Source organism: Pseudomonas sp. LBUM1653, from assembly GCF_059716115.1.
This window is the reverse complement of the sequence record NZ_CP166803.1, coordinates 6,743,885-6,765,620: the sequence shown is the minus strand read 5'-3', so window position 1 is coordinate 6,765,620 and position 21,736 is coordinate 6,743,885. Positions and strand designations below refer to the sequence as shown.

Sequence of the window (21,736 nt, the reverse complement as noted above, 5' to 3'; positions counted from 1 at the left end):
GGTATGCTAGCATATGCACCCCGCTAAACACTCATTCCTGCGACGTGAAGCGTTCTCAGGATGACCATGAATTGTTCGAGAGTTCTGTCGATGACCAATCCTGCCCTGATTGATGAGCTGAAGACCCTGGTTGAGCCTGGCAAGGTGCTGACCGATGCCGACTCCCTGAATGCTTACGGTAAGGATTGGACCAAGCATTTCGCACCGGCCCCGACCGCCATCGTGTTCCCCAAGACCACCGAGCAGGTCCAGGCCATTGTCCTGTGGGCCAATAAACACAAGGTGGCGCTGGTGCCTTCCGGTGGCCGCACCGGCCTTTCCGCCGCAGCGGTGGCAGCCAATGGCGAAGTGGTCGTGTCCTTCGACTACATGAACCAGATCCTCGACGTGAACCTGACCGACCGCACCGCCGTTTGCCAGCCAGGCGTGGTCACCGAGCATCTGCAGAACGTGGCCGAAGAAAAGGGCCTGTACTACCCGGTGGATTTCGCTTCGGCAGGTTCGAGCCAGATTGGCGGCAATATCGGCACCAATGCCGGCGGGATCAAGGTGATTCGCTACGGCATGACCCGTAACTGGGTCGCCGGCATGAAAGTCGTCACCGGCAAGGGCGACGTGCTGGAATTGAACCGTGACCTGATCAAGAACGCCACCGGCTACGACATGCGTCAACTGTTCATCGGCGCTGAAGGCACCCTCGGTTTCGTGGTCGAAGCGACCATGCGCCTGGATCGCGCGCCGAAAAACCTGACTGCGATGGTCCTCGGCACCGCCGATTTCGACTCGATCATGCCGGTGCTGCATGCCTTCCAGAGCAAGCTCGACCTGACCGCTTTCGAGTTCTTCTCCGACAAAGCCCTGGCCAAGGTCATGGGCCGTGGTGACGTGCCGGCGCCGTTCGAAACCGATTGCCCGTTCTACGCGCTGCTGGAATTCGAAGCGACCACCGAAGAAGTGGCCAACCACGCCCTGGAAACTTTCGAGCACTGTGTCGAGCAGGGCTGGGTCCTGGACGGTGTGATGAGCCAGAGCGAAACCCAGTTGCAGAACCTGTGGAAACTGCGCGAATACATTTCCGAAACCATTTCCCACTGGACGCCGTACAAGAACGACATTTCGGTGACCGTGTCGAAAGTCCCGGCGTTCCTCAAGGAAATCGACGCGATCGTCGGTGAACATTATCCGGACTTCGAAATCGTCTGGTTTGGCCACATCGGCGACGGCAACCTGCACTTGAACATCCTCAAGCCGGATAACCTGAGCAAGGACGAGTTCTTCGCCAAGTGCGCCACCGTCAACAAGTGGGTGTTCGAAACCGTCGAGAAGTACAACGGCTCGATTTCCGCCGAACACGGCGTGGGCATGACCAAGCGTGATTACTTGACCTACAGCCGTTCCCCGGTCGAGATCGAGTACATGAAAGCGGTCAAGGCGGTGTTCGACCCGAATGGCATCATGAACCCGGGCAAGATTTTCGCTGTTTGATTTTCGAACTCAAATGCAACGAAGCAGGAGGCGGTAATGAGCTATCAGCACCAGTATGTCGACGGTACGCGTATTCACTTCCCGCTGGGGAAAGTGGTGTGCATCGGCCGTAACTACGCCGAACACGCCAAGGAACTGGACAACCCGGTACCGACCGAACCGCTGCTGTTCATCAAGCCGGGTAGTTGTGTGGTGCCGCTGGAGGGCGGGTTCAGCATTCCCACCGAGCGTGGCTCGGTGCATTACGAAGCGGAAATCGCGGTACTGATTGGCAAGCCTTTGTCGACCAAACCAGGCGTTGAAGAAGTGCTGGACGCCATCTCCGGCTTCGCCCCGGCCCTGGATCTGACCCTGCGCGACAAGCAGGCCGAGCTGAAATCCAAGGGCCTGCCCTGGGAAATCGCCAAGTCCTTCGACGGCGCGGCGGTGATTGCACCGTTCGTCTCCGGCAGCACCTTCGCCGACCTGACCGACATTGGCATTCGCCTGACCATCAACGGCGAAGTGCGCCAGGATGGCAACAGCAGTGCGATGCTCAACCCGATCGTGCCGATGATCCAGCACATGGCCGGTTGCTTCTCGCTGCAGGCCGGTGACGTGATCCTCACCGGCACGCCCGTGGGCGTGGGCCCGTTGAATGTCGGCGACGAGCTCGTCCTTGAGCTGCCAGGCGCCAGCAGCTTCACCAGCAGCGTTCGCTAGATCGAACCCTGCTGAACCCTGTGGGAGCGAGCCTGCTCGCGAATCGGTCTGTCATTCAACATCGATGTTGAATGTGCCGGCCTATTCGCGAGCAGGCTCGCTCCCACAGTGGTTTTTGTGATGGCTCCCAAAAGGGCCATCCCGCCATTTCCCGTTTTTTTCACATACTGTCTGGATAATTCCACGGCTTTCGGCGTCTGCGCCGGCCCCAATTGTGCTATTACCCCAAGCCTGAATTTCTGGAACGCATGCCCTGATGGCCACTCAACCGCTCTCGTCGCTTAAACCTGTCCGTCGCTCGCGCTTTGCCCTGCGTTGGTATTCCTGGTTGTTGCTGGTGTTCGCCGCCGCCTATGGCCTGGCCTTTGCCATGCATTGGGATGACCGTGGCGTGCTCTGGGTGCTGGAGCGTTTTGAAAGCCCCGCCGAGCGTCAGGGCAGCGTCTGGCTGCCGGACTATCACGCGGTGATCGACGCCAAGCCACTGCCGGGCATGGAAAAGGACGAAGCGTCGGACGTCACCTACGATGCACAGACCAAAACCCTGTTTTCGGTGATGGGCAAAAACCCGTTCCTGGCCGAGTTGTCGCTGCAAGGCGATGTGCTGCGCAAAATGCCCTTGGTAGGCTGGAGCAATCCTGAAGGGGTGACGGCGCTGGGCAACGGTATGCTGGCCATTGTCGATGAGCGTGACCACCAGGTGACCCTGGTCAAGGTCGACGCCGACACTCGCGAACTGAACATCGCTGATTTTCCGAAGTACGACCTCGGCCCTTCGAAAGACCAGAACAAGGCTTTCGAGGCCGTCGTATGGGATGCACGCAATCAGCAATTGCTGCTGGGCGAAGAGCGTCCCCCCGCGTTGTTCACCTGGAAAGGCGATGGCAAGACGCTCACCGGCGACAAGCAAAAGCTTGCCAGTGATGAGCTGGACATCCGCAACCTGTCTGCCCTGGCCATCGATCCGCGGACTGGCCACACTCTGGTGTTGTCCGCCGACTCCCACCTCTTACTGGAGCTGGACGAAAAAGGCGAACAAGTCAGCTTCATGACCTTGCTGGGTGGCTTCAACGGCTTGAAAAAGACCATCCCGCGGGCCGAAGGCGTGACCATGGACGAGGCCGGTACGATTTACGTCGTGAGTGAGCCAAACCTGTTTTACCGTTTCGAAAAACGGTAGGAGCTGCCGCAGGCTGCGATCTTTTGATCTTGTTCTTTAAAGGCAAAGTCAAAAGATCGCAGCCTGCGGCAGCTCTTACATTGTCCTTCACGGCCAATGGCCATTAAGCTTCAATTCAGGCAGGCGTGATATTTCATCCGCCTGTTCTGAATCCGAGCCCGCCTGAATGCGTCGATTAGCCCGCCCCAAACCTCTGCTTTTGTTCCTGTCGGTGATTGCTCTGAGCGTATTGATCGCAATGGGTCAGCACCTGCGCCTGTTCGAGCGCGCGTGGTTCAACCTGTACACGCTCTGGCAGCCGATGAACACCCAGTCCATCGGCCTGGACCAGTATCGGGTGGTGTTGGAGGGGCAGGTCATCGAAGGGCTGGACGACGATGTTTCAGCCTTGACCTACGACCCGGTGCGCAAAAGCCTGTTTACCGTCACCAATCAAAACTCCGAATTGATCGAGTTGTCCCTCGACGGCAAGATCCTGCGCCGAATTGCGCTGGTCGGGTTTGGTGATCCTGAAGCTGTTGAATTCATCAGCGCCGACACCTACGTCATCACGGACGAGCGCCAGCAGCGCCTGATCAAGATTCATCTGGAGCACGACACCTCCTTCCTCGATGCGGCGGACGCCGAGCAGATGACCCTCGGCGTGCACATGAGCGGCAACAAGGGTTTTGAGGGTCTGGCCTATGATTCGGTGGGCAAGCGGCTGTTTGTGGCCAAGGAGCGCGACCCGATGCTGATCTACGAAGTGCACGGGTTTCCGCATTTCAACCCGGAAAAATCCTACGCAGTGCATGTGATCAACAACCCCAAGCGTGACGCCGGGATGTTTGTGCGAGATCTGTCGAGTCTGCAATACGACGAGCGCAGCGGGCACTTGCTGGCGCTGTCTGATGAGTCGAGGCTCATCCTGGAGCTGGATGTGGACGGGCGTCCGCTGAGCACCATGTCACTGAACAAGGGGCGGCAGGGACTGCAAAAGACCGTACCGCAAGCGGAAGGGATTGCGATGGACGACGACGGTACGATGTACCTGGTGAGTGAGCCGAACCTGTTTTACGTCTTCAAAAAACCTGCACAGCTCTAACCAACACCACAAACAAAATGTGGGAGCGGGCTTGCTCGCGAAAGCGGTGGGTCAGTCAACACAGATGTCACTGACACACCGCTTTCGCGAGCAAGCCCGCTCCCACAATGGGGTTTGCGTTTTTTTTACTGGGCGCGCAGGGTTTTCACACCTTCGCTGGTGCCCAGCAACAGCAGATCTGCCGGACGCGCCGCGAACAAGCCGTTGGTGACCACGCCGACGATCGCATTGATCTGCGACTCCAGTTCCACCGGGTTGGTGATCTGCAGGTTGAACACGTCGAGGATGATGTTGCCGTTGTCGGTCAGCACGCCTTCACGGTAGACCGGGTCGCCGCCGAGTTTCACCAGTTGGCGGGCCACGTGGCTGCGGGCCATCGGGATCACTTCCACTGGCAGTGGGAATGCGCCGAGGACGGGCACCAGTTTGCTCGCGTCGGCGATGCAGATGAAGGTCTTGGCCACGGCCGCGACGATTTTCTCACGGGTCAGGGCCGCGCCGCCGCCCTTGATCAGATTCAGGTGCTCGTCGCTTTCGTCGGCGCCGTCGACGTAGAACTCCAGGTCGCTGACGGTATTGAGCTCATAGACCGGGATCCCGTGGCCCTTGAGGCGTGCAGCGGTGGCTTCGGAGCTGGCGACCGCGCCATCGAACGCGCCCTTGTGCTTGGCCAGGGCATCGATGAAGCAGTTGGCGGTGGAGCCGGTGCCGACCCCGACGATGCTCTTGTCGTCGAGTTTCGGGAGGATGAAGTCGACGGCGGCCTGGGCCACTGCCTGTTTGAGTTGATCCTGGGTCATGCGGGCTCCGAGGTGCCGAAGAGAGAACGAAAGGCCGGCATTATAGGCTTCGGGGCGGGGAAGGTCATTGCCCGATTGACGGTTCATGACTGTTCCCTGTAGGAGCGAGCATGCTCGCGAAAAACCCGAGGGCGCCGCTGGGTGTCTGGTTTTACGCGTTATCGTTCACGACCATCGCGAGCATGCTCGCTCCTACAGGGTGGTCGTGCGGCCAAAAGCCGGGTTAGACTCCTTGATCCTGCCCAACCCGCTCAGTGATGCTTTCCGATGCTTGAAGAGTACGTCAAAAAGATCCTCACCTCGCGCGTTTATGACGTTGCCGTAGAAACCCCATTGCAGACTGCCCGTCAGCTCTCCGAGCGGCTGGGCAACGAGATTTTGCTCAAGCGTGAAGACTTGCAGCCCGTGTTCTCGTTCAAGATTCGCGGAGCCTACAACAAGCTGACTCAGCTGAGCGATGAAGAACGCGCTCGCGGCGTGGTCACAGCTTCCGCGGGCAATCATGCGCAAGGCCTGGCCCTGGCCGCCAAGGTGCTGGGTGTGAAAGCCACCATCGTCATGCCCAAGACCACTCCCGAGATCAAGGTCGAAGGCGTGCGTTCGCGCGGTGGCAAAGTGGTGCTGCACGGCGATTCGTTTCCGGAGGCTCTGGCCTACTCGCTGAAACTGGTCGACGAAAAAGGCTACGTCTACATTCACCCCTACGACGATCCCCACACCATTGCCGGGCAGGGCACGGTGGCCATGGAGATCTTGCGCCAGCACCCGGCGCCCCTGGATGCGATCTTCGTTCCGGTCGGCGGCGGCGGCCTGATCGCCGGTATCGCGGCGTACGTGAAGTACCTGCGGCCGGACATCAAGATCATCGGTGTCGAGCCGGATGACTCCAATTGCCTGCAAGCCGCCATGGCAGCGGGTGAGCGCGTGGTGTTGCCGACCGTGGGCATCTTCGCCGACGGCGTCGCGGTGGCCCAGATCGGCCAGTACACCTTTGATATCTGCAAAGACTACGTCGACGAAGTCATCACCGTCAGCACCGACGAAATCTGTGCGGCGATCAAGGACATCTACGACGATACCCGTTCGATCACCGAACCTGCCGGCGCCCTGGGTGTGGCCGGGATCAAGAAGTACGTCGAGTCCCGTGGCGTAACCGGTCAGACCTTCGTGGCCATCGACTCCGGGGCCAACGTCAATTTCGACCGCCTGCGCCATGTCGCCGAGCGCGCCGAACTGGGCGAGGGTCGTGAAGCCATCATCGCCGTGACCATCCCCGAGAAGCCGGGGAGCTTCAAGGCGTTCTGCGAAGCCATCGGCAAGCGCCAGATCACCGAATTCAACTACCGCTATAACACCGGCAGCGAAGCGCACATCTTTGTCGGCGTACAGACTCATCCGGAAACCGACCCTCGTCGCGCGCTGATCGCCAGCCTGACCGAGCAGGGCTTTCCGGTCGTCGACCTGACCGACAACGAACTGGCCAAGTTGCACATCCGTCACATGGTCGGCGGTCGCGCGGCGCATGTGGTCGATGAAGTGATCCTGCGCTTCGAATTCCCGGAGCGTCCGGGTGCGCTGTTCAACTTCCTCAACAAACTTGGCGGGCGCTGGAACATCTCGATGTTTCACTATCGTAACCATGGTGCGGCCGATGGCCGTGTGGTCGCGGGCCTGCAAGTACCCCACGAAGAACGTCACCTGGTGCCTGCGGCACTGGAAGAAATCGGCTACCCGTACTGGGATGAAAGCGACAACCCGGCCTATCAGCTGTTTCTTGGCTGAGCGGCTACGCTGATGGGCAGGCTCTAAGGAAATCGAACCATGGAAACGTTAACGGCCCTGAAAGCGGCGCACATGGTGGCGACGGTGGTGTTGCTACTGGGCGCATTGGCTCTGGGGATCTGGGTCTGGCGGACCCGGCGTAACGGTGATGCGACGGCGGGAAGTCGCACCCTGCAAAGGCCACGTGTGTTTATCTGGCTGTTGATGGGCGTGGCGCTGCTGAGCATGCCGTTTACTGGCTGGGGGATGGTGCATCTGGTGGGTTGGCCGTTGGGGCAGACGTGGCTGCTGGCGTCGAGCGTGTTGTACACCGTGGCGGCGTTGGCGTGGTTCTGGCTGCTGGTGCGGCTGAACAAGGTGCGCAAGACGCCGGGTGGCGTGGGTAAATTTACCTTTGCCTTGGCGTTGTTCAGTTTTGTGTGTTTTGTCGCGATTGCCGGCTTGATGGGCGCCAAACCAGTTTAACCATTTAAACCGAGTCGCCCCATTCGCGAGCAGGCTCGCTCCCACAAGGGAATCTGTGTCGTTCACAAATCCACTGTGGGAGCGAGCCTGCTCGCGAAGGCGATTTCAATCGCGTAACGAAATCACCGGCCAGCCGCGCTTCTCGGCCTCGGCACGCAAGTTAGGATCCGGATCGACCGCCACCGGATTCGCCACCTGCTCCAGCAACGGGAAGTCATTCATCGAGTCACTATAGAAGTAGCTGCCTTCCAGGTTGTAACCGGTCTCTTCCAGCCAGCGATTCAATCTCGTCACCTTGCCCTCACGGAAGCAAGGCACGTCGGTGCTGCGCCCGGTATAACGGCCATCCAGCATTTCGCACTCGGTGGCGATCAGGGTCTCGACGCCCAGGCGCGCGGCAATGGGGCCGGTCACGAAGCGGTTGGTGGCGGTGATGATCACCAGTTTGTCACCGGCATCGCGGTGCTTGGCCAGCAACTCGATTGCCTTGGGCAGCACGATCGGTTCGATGCAGTCGCGCATGTAGTCGCTGTGCCATAGATCCAGCGTGGCCATTTCGGTGCGGCCGAGTACTTCCAGGCAGAAGTTCAGGTAGGCGTCGTTATCCAGCTTGCCGGCCAGGTAGTCCTGATAGAACTCGTCGTTGCGTCTCTTGTAGGCGACGGCGTCGAGGAAGCCGCGCTCACACAGGTAATCGCCCCAGGCATGGTCGCTGTCGCCGCCCAGAAGTGTGTTGTCCAAGTCGAATAAAGCCAGCCGCATTGCAGTTACTCGCTGAAAAGTCTGTAGAAAGGCGTCCAGAATACGGACTTTTCACAAGAGTGCACATAAGGTAGGCCGGCGCGTTGCTGCCTTCACGACCTTTGTGGAACAATGCGACGACATGCGTTTGCGAGGTTGTTGCCGTGATCGACCCCGATGGTTTCCGTCCCAATGTCGGGATCATTCTCACGAATGATGCCGGCCAGGTGCTATGGGCTCGCCGTATCAATCAAGATGCCTGGCAGTTTCCTCAAGGTGGGATCAACCCCCAGGAGACGCCGGAAGACGCCTTGTACCGCGAGCTGAACGAAGAAGTGGGCCTGGAGCGCGAAGATGTTGAAATACTCGCCTGCACGCGGGGCTGGTTGCGCTATCGTTTGCCGCAACGTCTGGTCAGGACGCACAGCCAGCCGCTGTGCATCGGCCAGAAACAGAAATGGTTTCTCCTGCGCCTGATCTCCAATGAGCAGCGGGTGCGGATGGATTTGACCGGTAAACCGGAATTCGATGGCTGGCGCTGGGTCAGCTATTGGTATCCGTTGGGCCAGGTGGTGACATTCAAGCGCGAGGTGTATCGACGCGCCCTCAAAGAGCTTGCCCCGCGCCTTTTAGCGCGCGACTGACGACGGAGTTCGACCCCGAGCCATGCTCAATACGCTGCGCAAGATCGTCCAGGAAGTTAACTCCGCCAAGGATCTCAAGGCGGCGTTGGGGATTATTGTGTTGCGCGTCAAAGAGGCCATGGGCAGCCAGGTCTGCTCGGTCTATCTGCTTGATCCCGAGACCAACCGTTTCGTGCTGATGGCCACCGAGGGCTTGAACAAGCGCTCGATCGGCAAGGTCAGCATGGCGCCCAATGAAGGTCTGGTCGGCCTGGTCGGCACGCGTGAAGAACCCCTGAACCTCGAAAACGCCGCGGATCACCCGCGGTACCGCTACTTCGCCGAAACCGGTGAAGAGCGCTACGCCTCGTTCCTTGGGGCGCCGATCATTCACCACCGCCGCGTCGTCGGCGTGTTGGTCATCCAGCAAAAAGAACGCCGCCAGTTCGATGAGGGTGAAGAAGCCTTCCTGGTGACCATGAGTGCGCAGCTTGCCGGGGTAATTGCCCACGCCGAGGCCACCGGTTCGATCCGTGGCCTGGGCCGGCAGGGCAAGGGTATCCAGGAAGCAAAGTTCGTCGGTGTGCCGGGCTCGCCCGGCGCGGCAGTGGGCACGGCGGTGGTCATGCTGCCACCGGCCGACCTGGACGTGGTTCCCGACAAGACCATTACCGACATCACTGCTGAACTTGGGCTGTTCAAGACCGCCATCGAAGGCGTTCGGGCCGACATGCGCACCTTGTCGGCCAAGCTCGCCACGCAGTTGCGCCCGGAAGAACGGGCGTTGTTCGACGTCTATTTGATGATGCTCGATGACGCGGCGCTGGGCAATGAAGTGACCACCGTGATCAAGACCGGCCAGTGGGCCCAGGGCGCGTTGCGCCAGGTGGTCACCGATCACGTCAACCGTTTTGAACTGATGGACGACGCCTACCTGCGTGAGCGCGCCTCGGACGTCAAGGACCTCGGTCGTCGCCTGCTCGCCTACTTGCAGGAAGAGCGTCAGCAAACCCTGGTCTACCCCGACAACACCATCCTGGTCAGCGAGGAACTGACGCCGGCCATGCTCGGCGAGGTGCCGGAAAACAAGCTGGTGGGCCTGGTATCGGTACTCGGTTCGGGCAACTCCCACGTCGCGATTCTGGCACGGGCCATGGGCATTCCGACAGTGATGGGCCTGGTTGACCTGCCGTATTCCAAGGTCGATGGCATCGGCATGATCGTCGACGGTCATCGTGGCGAGGTCTATACCAACCCCAGCGACGTGCTGCGCAAGCAGTTCGCCGAGATGGTGGAGGAAGAGAAACAACTGGCCCTGGGCCTCGATGCACTGCGTGATCTGCCGTGTGTCACGGTCGATGGCCACCGCATGCCGCTGTGGGTCAACACCGGTCTGTTGGCGGATGTGGCGCGCGCCCAGAAACGCGGCGCCGAAGGTGTCGGCCTGTATCGCACCGAAGTGCCGTTCATGATCAACCAGCGGTTCCCGAGCGAAAAGGAACAACTGGCGATCTATCGCGAGCAACTCGCCGCATTCCACCCGCAACCGGTGACCATGCGTAGCCTGGACATCGGCGGCGACAAGTCGCTGTCGTATTTCCCGATCAAGGAAGACAACCCGTTCCTCGGCTGGCGCGGCATTCGCGTCACCCTCGACCACCCGGAAATTTTCCTGGTGCAGACCCGCGCCATGCTCAAGGCCAGCGAAGGCTTGAACAACCTGCGGATTCTGCTGCCGATGATCTCCGGCACTCACGAACTGGAAGAAGCCCTGCACTTGATTCACCGGGCCTGGGGCGAGGTCCGCGACGAAGGTTGCGACGTCCCTATGCCGCCGGTCGGCGTGATGATCGAGATTCCGGCGGCGGTTTATCAGACCAAAGAACTGGCTCGGCAAGTGGACTTCCTGTCGGTCGGCTCCAACGACCTGACCCAATACCTGCTGGCCGTAGACCGCAACAACCCGCGGGTGGCCGACCTCTACGACTACTTGCACCCGGCAGTACTTCAGGCCCTGCAGAACGTGGTGCGTGACGCCCATGCCGAAGGCAAGCCGGTGAGTATCTGCGGCGAGATGGCCGGTGATCCGGCTGCGGCAGTGCTGCTGATGGCGATGGGCTTCGACAGCCTGTCGATGAACGCCACCAACCTGCCAAAGGTGAAGTGGATGCTGCGCCAGATCAACCTGAGCAAGGCCAAGGAGCTGCTCGCCGAGCTGATGACCATCGACAACCCGCAGGTTATCCACAGCTCGCTGCAATTGGCGCTGAAGAACCTGGGGTTGGCGCGGATGATCAATCCGGCGGCGATCAAGCCTCTCTGAACCTGCAGCGCCCCCTTCGCGAGCAGGCTCGCTCCCACATTAGATTTGTGATCCACGCAAATCCCTTGTGGGAGCGAGCCTGCTCGCGAAAGGGCCAGGTCAGGCAACACATGACTAAAGCCTGATCTCCACTTCCCCAAGATGCCCGCCATACGGCCCGAAACTCCTTTCGACCAAACGCCGCGTCCCATCCGCCTGCACAATCAACGCCGTACTCGCCCGGGTTCCATAACTCTGACTGGCAATAAACACACTCGACAACAACGTCTCGGTAGCCAACCCCACCCCAGTATCCGGCAACTCGGCGAACGGTGCGGTTTGCGGGTCGTTCAGCAAAGCCAGCAGCGCTTGCGGTTGCGGATCATCCAGCACCTCGCTCAGCGCCGCCTTGGCCTTGAGCAGTTTCGGCCACGGCGTATCCAGTCCGGCGTTCGACAGGCCGTAGACCCCCGGTGGCAGCATCACCGCTTCCGATTCCCGGGCATTGAAATGCCACAACTCGTTGGCGTTGCCGATCAGCAAGTTAAAGCCGCCATATTCGGGCGCACGGGCGACAACGTCGTCTAAATAGTCATCAATTGGCATGTCTTTGGTGAGGAACCCTGCCACTAATTCACCGCGAGACCGGCGCCCCGGCGGTCTATGCGGATCGCGGATGTTGGTCAGCGCGGCAAAGCGCCCGTTGGCACCGACACCGAGCCAGGTGCCACCCGCCTCCAGGTCGCGCCCGGCGTGCACCTGCGGTTCTTCGGGCCATTGCGCCAGCGGCAGGCTGGGGCGGGCATAGAATTCGTCGCGGTTGGCCGCCACGATCAGCGGTTGGGCGTGGCCCGGTCGCCAAGCGAAAACAATCAGGCACATAAGGTGATCCTTGTGTGTTTTTTGCCCACTCTACGCAGTCATCGTGCGGGTATCCATCGCCATCCAGTGGAGCCCAAGGCCATGCATCCGTTACCATGCCGCTCCGGTTTTGGGGTTGGGTAGGAAAACAGCATGGAATTTCTGCTCTATCTGGCGCTCGGCGCTTGCGCCGGGGTGCTGGCCGGGCTGTTCGGCGTGGGTGGCGGGATCATTATCGTCCCGGTGCTGGTGTTCAGTTTTACCCTGCAAGGTTTCGATGCATCGATCCTGACCCACCTCGCCGTCGGTACGTCCCTGGCGACGATCATCTTCACTTCGGTCAACGCCGTACGCGAGCATCACCGTCGCGGCGCGGTACGCTGGCCAATCTTCCTGTGGATGACCGTCGGCATCTTGATCGGTGCCGGTTTCGGCGCGCTGACCGCCGAGGCGATTTCCGGGCCGAACCTGCAGAAGATCATCGGTGTGTTCGCCCTGGTGATCGCCGCGCAGCTGGCGCTGGACGTCAAGCCCAAGGCCAGTCGAACCGTGCCGGGCAAAGTCGGACTGACTGTGGCCGGCAGTTTCATTGGCTGGGCCTCGGCGATTTTTGGCATTGGCGGCGGTTCGCTGACCGTGCCGTTTTTGACTTGGCGCAGCGTGCCGATGCAGCAAGCGGTGGCGACATCGTCGGCCTGCGGCCTGCCGATCGCCTTGGCAAGTACATTAAGTTTCATGATTCTGGGCTGGCACGATCCGTTGCTGCCAGCCCATAGTCTCGGTTTCATCTATTTACCGGCGTTGTTGGGCATTGTCCTGACCAGCATGGTCTTCGCCCGCTTCGGCGCGCGGCTGGCACACAATCTGTCGCCGAAGTTGCTGAAAAGACTGTTTGCCGCTTTGCTGTTCTGCGTTGGTCTGAACTTTCTAGTCTGAAGCATCTGCTCTGACGCACGGCACAATCCTGGCTTAATCCTGAGGTGGCAGCGTCGCCCGGGAATTGATTTGAACTCATGAGGAGTCGCAATGCTGCCTTACCCGCAGATCGACCCGGTGGCCCTGGCCATCGGTCCGCTGAAAATCCACTGGTACGGGTTGATGTACCTGATCGGCATCGGCGGCGCCTGGCTGCTGGCGTCGCGCCGATTGAACCGCTTCGACCCGACCTGGACCAAGGAGAAGCTCTCCGACATGGTGTTCTGGATGTCGATGGGGGTGATTGTCGGTGGTCGCCTGGGCTATGTGCTGTTCTACGATCTGAGTGCTTATCTCGCCAACCCGCTGTTGATCTTTGAAGTGTGGAAGGGCGGCATGTCGTTCCACGGTGGGTTCATCGGCGTGATGTTGGCCGCGTTGTGGTTCGGTAAAAAGAACAACAAGTCGTTTTTCCAGCTGATGGACTTCGTCGCGCCGATGGTGCCGATCGGCCTGGGCGCAGGACGTATCGGCAACTTCATCAACGCCGAGTTGTGGGGCAAGGCAACCGATGTGCCGTGGGCGATGGTCTTCCCGACCGATCCTGCGCAACTGGCGCGTCATCCCTCGCAGCTGTATCAGTTCGCGCTAGAAGGCGTGGCGCTGTTCCTGATCCTGTGGCTGTTCTCGCGCAAACCGCGGCCGACCATGGCGGTATCGGGGATGTTCGCGCTGTTCTATGGCATCTTCCGTTTCATCGTCGAATTCGTCCGCGTACCGGATGCACAACTGGGCTATCTGGCCTGGAACTGGCTGACCATGGGTCAAGTGCTCTGCGTGCCGATGATCGTCGGCGGGCTGTTCCTGATCTGGCTGGCGTATCACCGCGCCCCGGCGACTCCAGCGGCGGCCGTATAAATTCGAACCCCGCAGCGATGGCTGCGGGTTCAAGGACACAGGTAACTCATGAAGCAATATCTCGAACTGGTCGCCCACGTCATCAAGAACGGCACCAAACAGGCCAACCGCACTGGCGTGAACACCATCAGCTTTCCGGGCGCGATGCTGCGCTACGACCTGAAGGAAGGTTTCCCGGCGATCACCACGCGCAAGATGGCCTTCAAATCGGCCATCGGTGAAATGTGCGGGTTTCTGCGTGGCGTGAACAATGCCGCCGAATTCCGCGCGTTGGGCTGCAAGGTCTGGGACCAGAACGCCAACGAAAACGCCCAGTGGCTGGCCAACCCGTTTCGCCAGGGTGAAGACGACCTCGGTGAGATCTACGGCGTGCAATGGCGCAAATGGCCGGCGTACAAACAGATCCCGGTCAGCAACCCGGCTGCCATCGAACAGACCCTGACCCAAGGTTATCGCCAGATCGCTGAAGGCGAAGAGGACGGCCAAGCCTATGTGGTGCTGTACAAGGCGATTGACCAGGTTCGCCAGTGCGTCGACACCATCATCAAGGACCCGGGCAGCCGCCGCATCCTGTTCCACGGCTGGAACGTCGCACAGCTCGATGAAATGGCCCTGCCGCCGTGCCACCTGCTGTACCAGTTCCACCCGAATGTCGAGACCAAGGAGATTTCCTTGACCCTCTACATCCGTTCGAATGATCTGGGCCTGGGTACGCCGTTCAACCTCACCGAAGGCGCCGCGCTGCTGAGCCTGATCGGGCGCCTGACCGGCTACACGCCGCGCTGGTTCACCTATTTCATCGGCGACGCCCACGTCTACGAAAATCACCTGGACATGCTCAACGAACAGCTCAAGCGCGAGCCGTTCCCGATGCCGAAACTGGTGATTTCCGACCGCGTACCGGAGTTTGCCAAGACCGGTGTGTATCAGCCGGAGTGGCTGGAACTGATTGAGCCGAGTGATTTCTCGCTGGAAGGCTACGAGCACCATGCGCCGATGACCGCGCCAATGGCGGTCTGAAGGCCAGGTGCAAAACCTGTGGGAGCGAGCTTGCTCGCGATGACGGCGGCACATCCAAAATTGATGTGACTGACATACCGCCATCGCGAGCAAGCTCGCTCCCACATTTGGTTTTGTGGCGATATTAATGGCCGTGGCTACGGCCTACGTGGGAATGCTCCACCTCCGTCGCCACCACCCCGCCACTCACTTCCAACCGCTGCAAAATCCCGCACTGATCGACATCCGGCCCTTCGCCACAGCGTTGGCGCAGGTCGAGCAGTTGTGTCTGCAACGCCAGCAAACCATCGATCCGCGCTTTGACGTGATGAATGTGTTCGTCGATCAACGCATTCACACTTTCGCACTGATCCTGCGGACTGTCGCGAAACGCCAGCAGGCTGCGGATTTCTTCTAGCGTCATGTCGAGGGTGCGGCAGTTGCGGATAAAAGTTAGGCGTTCGGCATGGGCCTGGGTGTAGACCCGGTAGTTGCCGTCGCTGCGGGCCGGTTCCGGCAGCAGATTTTCGCGCTCGTAGTAGCGGATGGTTTCTACGGCGCAATCTGTCAGTTTCGCAAGCTCTCCGATCTTCATGACGGCAATCTCCAAATGGGTGCTTGACCCTATAGTGGCTACAGGGTCTTTACTTGGCAACAGGCACTTTCATGGACGCGACCCGATGAGCGATTCCCAACACACCCACACCCCCAAGGCTGATCACGATCACGATCACGATCACGATCACGATCACGATCACAGCCGCAAGCTGCAACCTGTACAGAAGCATGCGCATGGCAGCCACGGTGATTCCTGTTGTTCCGCCAAAGTGGCGGCACCATCGCTGATCAAGTTGAGCGAAACGCCAACAGCCGGCGCACGGCTGAGCAGTTTCCGCATCGAGGCCATGGATTGCCCGACCGAGCAGACGCTGATCCAGAACAAACTCGGCAAACTGGCGGGTGTGCAGCAGCTGGAATTCAATCTGATCAACCGTGTGCTGGGCGTCACTCATGACTTGCCGAGCACCGCGCCGATCATCGACGCGATCAAGTCCCTCGGCATGCAGGCCGAGCCGCTGGAGCAGGGCGTTGAACCACCACCGCCGGCTCCAGAGAAAAAACCCTGGTGGCCCTTGGCGCTCTCCGGTATTGGCGCGCTGGCCGCCGAAGTAATCCACTTCACCAACGCTGCGCCGAACTGGGTTGTAGCGGTCATCGCGTTGATCTCGATCCTCTGCGGCGGCCTCAGTACCTATAAAAAAGGCTGGATCGCGCTTAAAAACCTAAACCTGAACATCAACGCGCTGATGAGCATTGCAGTGACCGGTGCGATCCTGATCGGGCAGTGGCCGGAAGCGGCGATGGTGATGTTCCTGTTTACCGTGGCAGAGCTGATCGAAGCCAAGTCGCTGGACCGGGCGCGCAACGCAATCAGCGGCCTGATGCAGATGGCACCCGAGCAGGCCACGGTGTTGCAGGCCGATGGCAGTTGGATGGCGCAAAACGTTAAATCCATCGAACTCGGCGCGCGGGTACGGGTACGCCCCGGTGAGCGAGTTGGTCTGGACGGTGAAGTGGTGTCGGGCAGTTCGACCATCGATCAAGCACCAATCACCGGTGAAAGCCTGCCAGTGGAGAAAGCCGTTGGCGACAAGGTGTTCGCGGGCACCATCAATCAGGCCGGTTCCCTGGAATATGTGGTAACCGCTGAAGCGAACCATTCGACTCTGGCGCGGATCATTCACGCCGTCGAACAGGCTCAAGGTGCGCGGGCACCGACCCAGCGATTCGTTGACCAGTTTTCGAAAATCTATACGCCGGCCGTGTTCATCTTCGCCCTCGCGGTGGCGGTGATTCCCCCGCTGTTCATGGGCGCGTTGTGGTTCGACTGGATCTATCGCGCGCTGGTATTGCTGGTGGTCGCGTGCCCCTGTGCACTGGTGATTTCCACCCCGGTGACCATCGTCAGCGGCCTCGCGGCGGCGGCGCGCAAAGGCATTCTGGTGAAGGGCGGCGTTTATCTGGAAGGTGGTTACAAACTCGACTATCTGGCGCTGGACAAGACCGGCACGATTACCCACGGCAAGCCGGTGCAGACTGACTATCTGTCGCTTGATCCCACGGCCGATGCCTCCGCCCCGGCGCTTGCGGCAGCACTGGCCGGTCGTTCGGATCACCCGGTGTCGCTGGCCATCGCCAATGCGGCTGTGGATAAACAACCCGCGCCGTTGATTGTGGATAACTTCGAGGCACTGGCCGGGCGCGGGGTGCGCGGTGACATCAACGGTCAGACCTATCACTTGGGCAACCATCGGCTGGTGGAAGAGCTGAGCCTGTGCTCGCCTGAGTTGGAAGAAAAGCTGTTCGCACTGGAAAAACAGGGTAAATCCGTAGTGCTGCTACTCGACGCATCCGGCCCATTGGCGCTGTTCGCCGTGGCCGACACGGTGAAAGACTCAAGTCGCGAAGCGATCCGGCAGCTACATGACTTGGGCATCAAGACCCTGATGCTGACCGGCGACAACGTCCACACCGCCCAGGCGATTGCCGCGCAGGTTGGCATCGATCAGGCACAAGGGGATCTGCTGCCCACCGACAAACTGCAAGCCATCGAAGCACTTTATGCACAGGGCCATAACGTCGGCATGGTCGGTGACGGCATCAACGATGCGCCAGCGCTGGCCCGTGCAGAGATTGGTTTCGCCATGGCAGCCGCCGGCACCGATACCGCCATTGAGACCGCCGATGTCGCCCTGATGGACGACGATCTGCGCAAAATCCCGGCGTTCATTCGCCTGTCGCGTCAAACCTCGAGCATCCTCAAGCAGAACATCGCCCTGGCATTAGTCATCAAGGCGATCTTTCTTGGGGTAACCTTCGCCGGGCTCGCTACCATGTGGATGGCGGTGTTCGCTGACATGGGCGTGAGCCTGTTGGTGGTGTTCAATGGATTGCGCCTGTTGCGCAAATAGATGATGAGGGACGGTTGTGCTGAGTGCCGAGCTGAAGGCGTTTTATATGGTTGCCCGCCTGGGCAGCATCACCCTGGCAGCGAAAAAGCTCGGCTTGAGCCAACCCACGGTGACCACCCAGATTCGCAACCTGGAAAGCCAGTATTCGGTTGAATTGTTCTACCGTGGCGGCCGCCGTCTCAGCGTCAGCGATGAAGGTGCGCGGCTGTTGCCGATGGTCAAGGCGCTGCTGCAGCAGGAAGCCGACATCGAGTTTTTCCTGCGCAACAGCGGGCAGGTCCAGGGCACGTTGCGGATCGCCGCGACGGCGCCGTATTACATTCTCGATCTGGTAAAGACTTTTCGCGAGCGCTTGCCGCAGGTGGAGGTCTCCGTGGAAATCGGCAACTCCCAGCAAGTTCTGGAGGCACTTGAAGAATATCGGGTCGATGTCGCGGCATCCTCGCAGTTGCTGGAGGATGCGCGGCTGATTCGGCGGGTGCTCGGCAGCGATCCGCTAGTGCTGGCGGTGCATCGCAATCATCCGCTGGCCGTTCACGATCACGTGCCACTGGGCGCGTTGGCCGGGCATACCTTATTGATGCGCGAACCGGGTTCGACCACTCGGCGGTTGACTGAAGAATTGCTGGCTAGCGCCGGTGTGAGTTTCGGGCCTTTGTTGGAAATTGGCAGCCGTGAGTCGATCCGTGAGGCGGTACTGCGCAACATCGGCATCAGCATCATTGCCCGACAGGAAGTGCCGCATGATCCGCAATTGCGGGTGCTGACCATCGAGAATGCGCCGCAGATTCCTGAGTACCTGTACTGCCTCAAAGAGCGAAAAAACGCACGATTGCCGGCGGCGTTTCTGGGCTTGGCGCAGGAAATGTCCCCCGCGTAATGATCGTTCCCACGCTCTGCGTGGGAATGCAGCCCGGGACGCTCTGCGTCCCAAGAGCCGAACGCGGAGCGTCCGTTGAGGCATTCCTTTGCTGCGCGTGGGAACGATCGGCGGTGAACCCAAATCCTTGAATACCACTATCGGCGGTTTTTGCCTTACTGCCACATGACGGACGCATTACAACTCTAGGATGGCCCCATCTGCTAGATGAGGCCGTCCATGAACAACTCGATCGCAACTGCCCTGACCAACCCCGGCGCACCGATGAAGGTGCGCGGCGTACAGAAGCGCTTTGGCGCGTTTACCGCGCTGGACAACGTTTCCCTCGACGTGGCGGCCGGGGAACTGGTGTGCCTGTTGGGCCCGTCGGGTTGCGGCAAAACCACCTTGCTGCGTTGCATCGCCGGGCTGGAGAACCAGGACAGCGGCGAGCTGTATCTGGGCGACCGCGACGTTTCCCACCTGGCGCCCCAGGCTCGAGACTACGGCATTCTGTTTCAGTCCTACGCGCTGTTTCCCAATCTCACCGTCGAAGCGAACATTGCCTACGGCCTGGCCGGCAGTGGTCGCGATGAAGTGCGCAAGCGTGTCGGTCAGATGCTGGAACTGGTCGGCCTGACCGGCAGCGAGAAAAAGTACCCGGGCCAGTTGTCCGGCGGCCAGCAACAACGCGTGGCCCTGGCTCGCGCTCTGGCTCCGGCACCTTCGCTGTTGCTGCTCGACGAACCGATGTCGGCCCTCGATGCCCGGGTGCGCGAGCATCTGTGCACCGAGCTGCGCCAGCTGCAACGCAACCTCGGCATCACCACCCTGATGGTCACCCACAATCAGGACGAGGCCATGCTGATGGCCGACCGCATTGCCGTGATGAACAACGGCAGGGTCGAGCAGTACGCCACGCCGCAGGAAATCTACAATCGTCCGGCCACGCCGTTCGTGGCGGAGTTCGTCGGCCAGGGCAACTGGTTGCCGTTCAGCCGCAACAGCGACAGCCATGCCCAGGTCGGCGGGATGAACCTGCGTCTGGCCGATGGCAGCGCGAAAACCGCCTCAGGTCGTTTGTTCTGCCGCCCGGAAGCGATCAACGTCAATCCGCCGGTACATGAAGAAAACCTGTTCCCGGCCAAGGTTCGCGAAATCACCTTCCTCGGCAACCGCTGCCGGATGAGCTTCGAGCTCGACCAGTTGCCTGGCCACGCACTGCTGGCCGAACTGGCACCCGAAGCCCTGCCGCGTCTTGGCGCGCAGCAGATCATGGTTGCCTTGCCGCCACGCAGCCTGCAGGTGTTTGCCTGATGAGTGCGAACATCGCGCTGCCGCTGCCGCACAAGCAGGTGCGGCAGATTTCCCGTGCCGAACTCGGTGACCGGCTGTTCGTGGTAGGCGGCAAAGTCCTCCTGCTGGTGCTGCTTGGCGTAGCGGTATTGATGCCCTTGCTGGCAATCTTCTGGCGAGGCTTCAGTTCCGAGGCCGGGCAGGGCGGAGGCTGGCTGGCCGCTCAAGAATTGATCAGCAGTGCCAATTTCCACTGGTTGCTGGGCAACAGTCTGAAAGTGTCCCTCAGCGTGGCGGCTATTGTCGTGCCACTGGCCTACCTGTTTGCCTACGCCCTGCAACGCACCCTGATTCCCGGCAAGGGCATCTGGCGGGGGATTTCATTGTTGCCGCTGATGGCGCCTTCGATGCTGCCGGGGATTGCCCTGGTTTATCTGTTCGGCAACCAGGGCCTGTTGCGCGGCTTGCTCTCGGACAATATCTACGGCTTCTGGGGCATCGTTCTGGGTGAGGTCATCTACACCTTCCCACACGCCTTGATGATTTTGCTGTCAGCGCTGTCCTTGGCGGATGCGCGCCTGTTCGATGCCGCCTCCAGCATGGGCGCCAGTCCCGCAAAAGCCTTTCGCAGCATCACCTGGCCGGCGACCCGTCAGGCGGTGTTCGCCGCGTTCTGCCTGGTGTTCACCCTGACCATCACTGACTTCGGCGTACCCGTAGTGGTCGGTGGCGACTATCAAGTGCTGGCGCTGGAAGCCTATAAGGCGGTGGTCGGCCAGCAACAGTTCGGTCGCGGCGCATTGATCGGTATGGTCCTGTTGCTGCCGGCGCTGTTCAGCTTCGGGGTCGATGCCTGGTTGCGTCGGCGCCACGGCGACGCCATGAGCGGTCGTGCGCAAGTATTCAAGCCTGCGCCGTCGACCCTGCGCGACGGCTGCTACCTGGCCGTGGTCCTGCTGATCTGCGCCGCATTGCTGCTGGTGTTCGGCATGGCGGTGTTCTCGTCGCTGGTGAAGTTCTGGCCGTACAACCTGTCGCTGTCGCTCAACCACTACCAGTTCAACGACACCGCGGGTGGCGGCTGGCTGGCCTACGGCAACAGCGTGAAGATGGCGTTGTGCACGGCGCTGATCGGCAGCCTGCTGATCTTCACCGGCGCCTACCTGATGGAAAAAACCAAGGGGCAACGCGGCCTGAACCTGACCCTGCGCATGCTCAGTTTCGTACCGATGGCGGTGCCGGGTCTGGTGCTGGGCCTGGGTTACGTCTTCTTCTTCAACCTCACCGGCAACCCGCTGCACGTGCTCTACGGGACCATGATCCTGCTGGTGGTCTGCACCATTGCGCATTATTTGACCACCGCGCAAATGACCGCCACCACCGCGCTGCGCCAACTCGATGCCGAGTTCGAAGCCGCCGCACTGTCACTCAAGGCGCCGCTGTATCGGCATTACCTGCGGGTCACCGTGCCGATTTGCCTGCCGGCGTTGCTGGACATCGTGCGCTACCTGTTCGTCTCGGCCATGACCACCGTCTCGGCGGCGATCTTCCTCTACAGCCCCGACACCATCCTCGCGGCGGTGGCGGTGCTGAACATGGACGACGCCGGCAACGTCGGCGGTGCGGCGGCGATGTCGACCCTGATTCTCTTCACCTCGGCGGGCGTGTCCCTGCTGCTGGCCTGGGCCTCGCGTGGTTTGCTGCGCCGCTCGCAAGCCTGGCGGCAGACCGCGCCTGGTCACTGATACACAC

General features: G+C 60.5%; 19 protein-coding genes. 15 read left to right on the top strand and 4 right to left on the bottom strand.

The window, feature by feature from the left end:
* Window positions 1-90 precede the first annotated feature (90 nt).
* The 4 genes from ACA054_RS30650 (at window position 91) to ACA054_RS30635 (ending at window position 4,451) form a co-directional block, all read left to right on the top strand.
* A complete protein-coding gene (locus ACA054_RS30650) occupies window positions 91-1,485 on the top strand; it encodes a D-2-hydroxyglutarate dehydrogenase (protein ID WP_060543975.1) in 1,395 nt (464 codons plus the stop codon).
* 36 nt (window positions 1,486-1,521) lie between these two features.
* Window positions 1,522-2,187: a fumarylacetoacetate hydrolase family protein gene (locus ACA054_RS30645; protein WP_497687462.1), complete on the top strand. Its 666-nt coding sequence runs from the start codon at window positions 1,522-1,524 to the stop codon at window positions 2,185-2,187.
* 256 nt (window positions 2,188-2,443) lie between these two features.
* Window positions 2,444-3,367, top strand: coding sequence for an SdiA-regulated domain-containing protein (locus tag ACA054_RS30640; protein WP_497687461.1), 924 nt, complete (start codon window positions 2,444-2,446; stop codon window positions 3,365-3,367).
* Between the two features lie 166 nt (window positions 3,368-3,533).
* Window positions 3,534-4,451: an SdiA-regulated domain-containing protein gene (locus tag ACA054_RS30635; RefSeq protein WP_497687460.1), complete on the top strand. Its 918-nt coding sequence runs from the start codon at window positions 3,534-3,536 to the stop codon at window positions 4,449-4,451.
* 125 nt (window positions 4,452-4,576) lie between these two features.
* Here the strand turns inward: ACA054_RS30635 and rpiA are convergent, their stop codons facing one another.
* Window positions 4,577-5,251 carry a ribose-5-phosphate isomerase RpiA gene (gene rpiA / locus ACA054_RS30630; RefSeq protein WP_180202254.1) on the bottom strand — a complete coding sequence of 225 codons (675 nt, stop codon included), beginning with the start codon at window positions 5,249-5,251 and terminating at the stop codon, window positions 4,577-4,579.
* A 267-nt stretch (window positions 5,252-5,518) separates the two neighbouring features.
* Here rpiA and ilvA point away from each other — a divergent pair, with 267 nt between their 5' ends.
* Together ilvA and ACA054_RS30620 are read left to right on the top strand one after the other, a co-directional pair.
* Complete coding sequence (ilvA, locus tag ACA054_RS30625; protein WP_497687459.1) at window positions 5,519-7,033, top strand: threonine ammonia-lyase, biosynthetic; 1,515 nt, start codon at window positions 5,519-5,521, stop codon at window positions 7,031-7,033.
* 39 nt (window positions 7,034-7,072) lie between these two features.
* Window positions 7,073-7,498 (top strand): DUF2269 family protein, encoded by a 426-nt coding sequence (locus ACA054_RS30620; protein WP_497687458.1) that lies wholly within the window; start codon window positions 7,073-7,075, stop codon window positions 7,496-7,498.
* A gap of 105 nt (window positions 7,499-7,603) precedes the next feature.
* Here ACA054_RS30620 and ACA054_RS30615 read toward each other — a convergent pair whose 3' ends face one another.
* A complete protein-coding gene (locus ACA054_RS30615; RefSeq protein WP_497687457.1) occupies window positions 7,604-8,260 on the bottom strand; it encodes a histidinol-phosphatase in 657 nt (218 codons plus the stop codon).
* Window positions 8,261-8,403: 143 nt separating this feature from the next.
* Here ACA054_RS30615 and ACA054_RS30610 point away from each other — a divergent pair, with 143 nt between their 5' ends.
* Together ACA054_RS30610 and ptsP are read left to right on the top strand one after the other, a co-directional pair.
* Window positions 8,404-8,883 carry an RNA pyrophosphohydrolase gene (locus ACA054_RS30610; protein ID WP_007897732.1) on the top strand — a complete coding sequence of 160 codons (480 nt, stop codon included), beginning with the start codon at window positions 8,404-8,406 and terminating at the stop codon, window positions 8,881-8,883.
* Window positions 8,884-8,905: 22 nt separating this feature from the next.
* On the top strand, window positions 8,906-11,185 hold the full coding sequence (gene ptsP / locus ACA054_RS30605; protein WP_497687456.1) for a phosphoenolpyruvate--protein phosphotransferase: 2,280 nt from the start codon (window positions 8,906-8,908) through the stop codon (window positions 11,183-11,185).
* A 114-nt stretch (window positions 11,186-11,299) separates the two neighbouring features.
* Here ptsP and ACA054_RS30600 read toward each other — a convergent pair whose 3' ends face one another.
* Entirely contained in the window at window positions 11,300-12,046 is a 747-nt protein-coding gene (locus tag ACA054_RS30600) for an NRDE family protein (protein WP_497687455.1), read from the bottom strand.
* A gap of 132 nt (window positions 12,047-12,178) precedes the next feature.
* On the opposite strand from ACA054_RS30600, the gene ACA054_RS30595 reads away from it, so the two are divergent.
* The 3 genes from ACA054_RS30595 (at window position 12,179) to ACA054_RS30585 (ending at window position 14,878) form a co-directional block, all read left to right on the top strand.
* Window positions 12,179-12,961 (top strand): sulfite exporter TauE/SafE family protein, encoded by a 783-nt coding sequence (locus ACA054_RS30595; RefSeq protein WP_497687454.1) that lies wholly within the window; start codon window positions 12,179-12,181, stop codon window positions 12,959-12,961.
* Between the two features lie 90 nt (window positions 12,962-13,051).
* Window positions 13,052-13,858 (top strand): prolipoprotein diacylglyceryl transferase, encoded by an 807-nt coding sequence (lgt, locus tag ACA054_RS30590; RefSeq protein ID WP_154860941.1) that lies wholly within the window; start codon window positions 13,052-13,054, stop codon window positions 13,856-13,858.
* Window positions 13,859-13,906: 48 nt separating this feature from the next.
* Window positions 13,907-14,878: a thymidylate synthase gene (locus ACA054_RS30585; protein ID WP_497687453.1), complete on the top strand. Its 972-nt coding sequence runs from the start codon at window positions 13,907-13,909 to the stop codon at window positions 14,876-14,878.
* A 124-nt stretch (window positions 14,879-15,002) separates the two neighbouring features.
* Here ACA054_RS30585 and cadR read toward each other — a convergent pair whose 3' ends face one another.
* Complete coding sequence (gene cadR / locus ACA054_RS30580; RefSeq protein WP_020797330.1) at window positions 15,003-15,452, bottom strand: Cd(II)/Pb(II)-responsive transcriptional regulator; 450 nt, start codon at window positions 15,450-15,452, stop codon at window positions 15,003-15,005.
* An 85-nt stretch (window positions 15,453-15,537) separates the two neighbouring features.
* Between cadR and ACA054_RS30575 the strand changes: the two genes are divergently transcribed.
* The 4 genes from ACA054_RS30575 to ACA054_RS30560 all read left to right on the top strand — a co-directional run bounded on the left by ACA054_RS30575 (window position 15,538) and on the right by ACA054_RS30560 (window position 21,729).
* A complete protein-coding gene (locus tag ACA054_RS30575) occupies window positions 15,538-17,829 on the top strand; it encodes a heavy metal translocating P-type ATPase (protein ID WP_497687452.1) in 2,292 nt (763 codons plus the stop codon).
* Between the two features lie 16 nt (window positions 17,830-17,845).
* Window positions 17,846-18,709 (top strand): LysR family transcriptional regulator, encoded by an 864-nt coding sequence (locus ACA054_RS30570; RefSeq protein WP_497687451.1) that lies wholly within the window; start codon window positions 17,846-17,848, stop codon window positions 18,707-18,709.
* Between the two features lie 219 nt (window positions 18,710-18,928).
* Window positions 18,929-20,005: a putative 2-aminoethylphosphonate ABC transporter ATP-binding protein gene (locus ACA054_RS30565; protein ID WP_497687450.1), complete on the top strand. Its 1,077-nt coding sequence runs from the start codon at window positions 18,929-18,931 to the stop codon at window positions 20,003-20,005.
* A complete protein-coding gene (locus ACA054_RS30560) occupies window positions 20,005-21,729 on the top strand; it encodes a putative 2-aminoethylphosphonate ABC transporter permease subunit (protein ID WP_497687449.1) in 1,725 nt (574 codons plus the stop codon). Before ACA054_RS30565 ends, ACA054_RS30560 begins: the two co-directional genes overlap by 1 nt.
* Window positions 21,730-21,736: the final 7 nt, after the last annotated feature.

Bases quoted from the DNA above. Each gene is read 5' to 3' on its own strand.
- ACA054_RS30620 (WP_497687458.1), top strand. From the start codon at position 7,073: ATGGAAACGTTAACGGCCCTGAAAGCGGCGCACATGGTGGCGACGGTG.
- ACA054_RS30635 (WP_497687460.1), top strand. From the start codon at position 3,534: ATGCGTCGATTAGCCCGCCCCAAACCTCTGCTTTTGTTCCTGTCGGTG.
- ACA054_RS30565 (WP_497687450.1), top strand. From the start codon at position 18,929: ATGAACAACTCGATCGCAACTGCCCTGACCAACCCCGGCGCACCGATG.
- ACA054_RS30585 (WP_497687453.1), top strand. From the start codon at position 13,907: ATGAAGCAATATCTCGAACTGGTCGCCCACGTCATCAAGAACGGCACC.
- ACA054_RS30595 (WP_497687454.1), top strand. From the start codon at position 12,179: ATGGAATTTCTGCTCTATCTGGCGCTCGGCGCTTGCGCCGGGGTGCTG.
- ACA054_RS30645 (WP_497687462.1), top strand. From the start codon at position 1,522: ATGAGCTATCAGCACCAGTATGTCGACGGTACGCGTATTCACTTCCCG.
- ACA054_RS30640 (WP_497687461.1), top strand. From the start codon at position 2,444: ATGGCCACTCAACCGCTCTCGTCGCTTAAACCTGTCCGTCGCTCGCGC.
- rpiA (WP_180202254.1), bottom strand. From the start codon at position 5,251: ATGACCCAGGATCAACTCAAACAGGCAGTGGCCCAGGCCGCCGTCGAC.
- cadR (WP_020797330.1), bottom strand. From the start codon at position 15,452: ATGAAGATCGGAGAGCTTGCGAAACTGACAGATTGCGCCGTAGAAACC.
- ACA054_RS30600 (WP_497687455.1), bottom strand. From the start codon at position 12,046: ATGTGCCTGATTGTTTTCGCTTGGCGACCGGGCCACGCCCAACCGCTG.
- ACA054_RS30615 (WP_497687457.1), bottom strand. From the start codon at position 8,260: ATGCGGCTGGCTTTATTCGACTTGGACAACACACTTCTGGGCGGCGAC.
- ACA054_RS30575 (WP_497687452.1), top strand. From the start codon at position 15,538: ATGAGCGATTCCCAACACACCCACACCCCCAAGGCTGATCACGATCAC.
- ACA054_RS30650 (WP_060543975.1), top strand. From the start codon at position 91: ATGACCAATCCTGCCCTGATTGATGAGCTGAAGACCCTGGTTGAGCCT.
- lgt (WP_154860941.1), top strand. From the start codon at position 13,052: ATGCTGCCTTACCCGCAGATCGACCCGGTGGCCCTGGCCATCGGTCCG.
- ACA054_RS30560 (WP_497687449.1), top strand. From the start codon at position 20,005: ATGAGTGCGAACATCGCGCTGCCGCTGCCGCACAAGCAGGTGCGGCAG.
- ilvA (WP_497687459.1), top strand. From the start codon at position 5,519: ATGCTTGAAGAGTACGTCAAAAAGATCCTCACCTCGCGCGTTTATGAC.
- ptsP (WP_497687456.1), top strand. From the start codon at position 8,906: ATGCTCAATACGCTGCGCAAGATCGTCCAGGAAGTTAACTCCGCCAAG.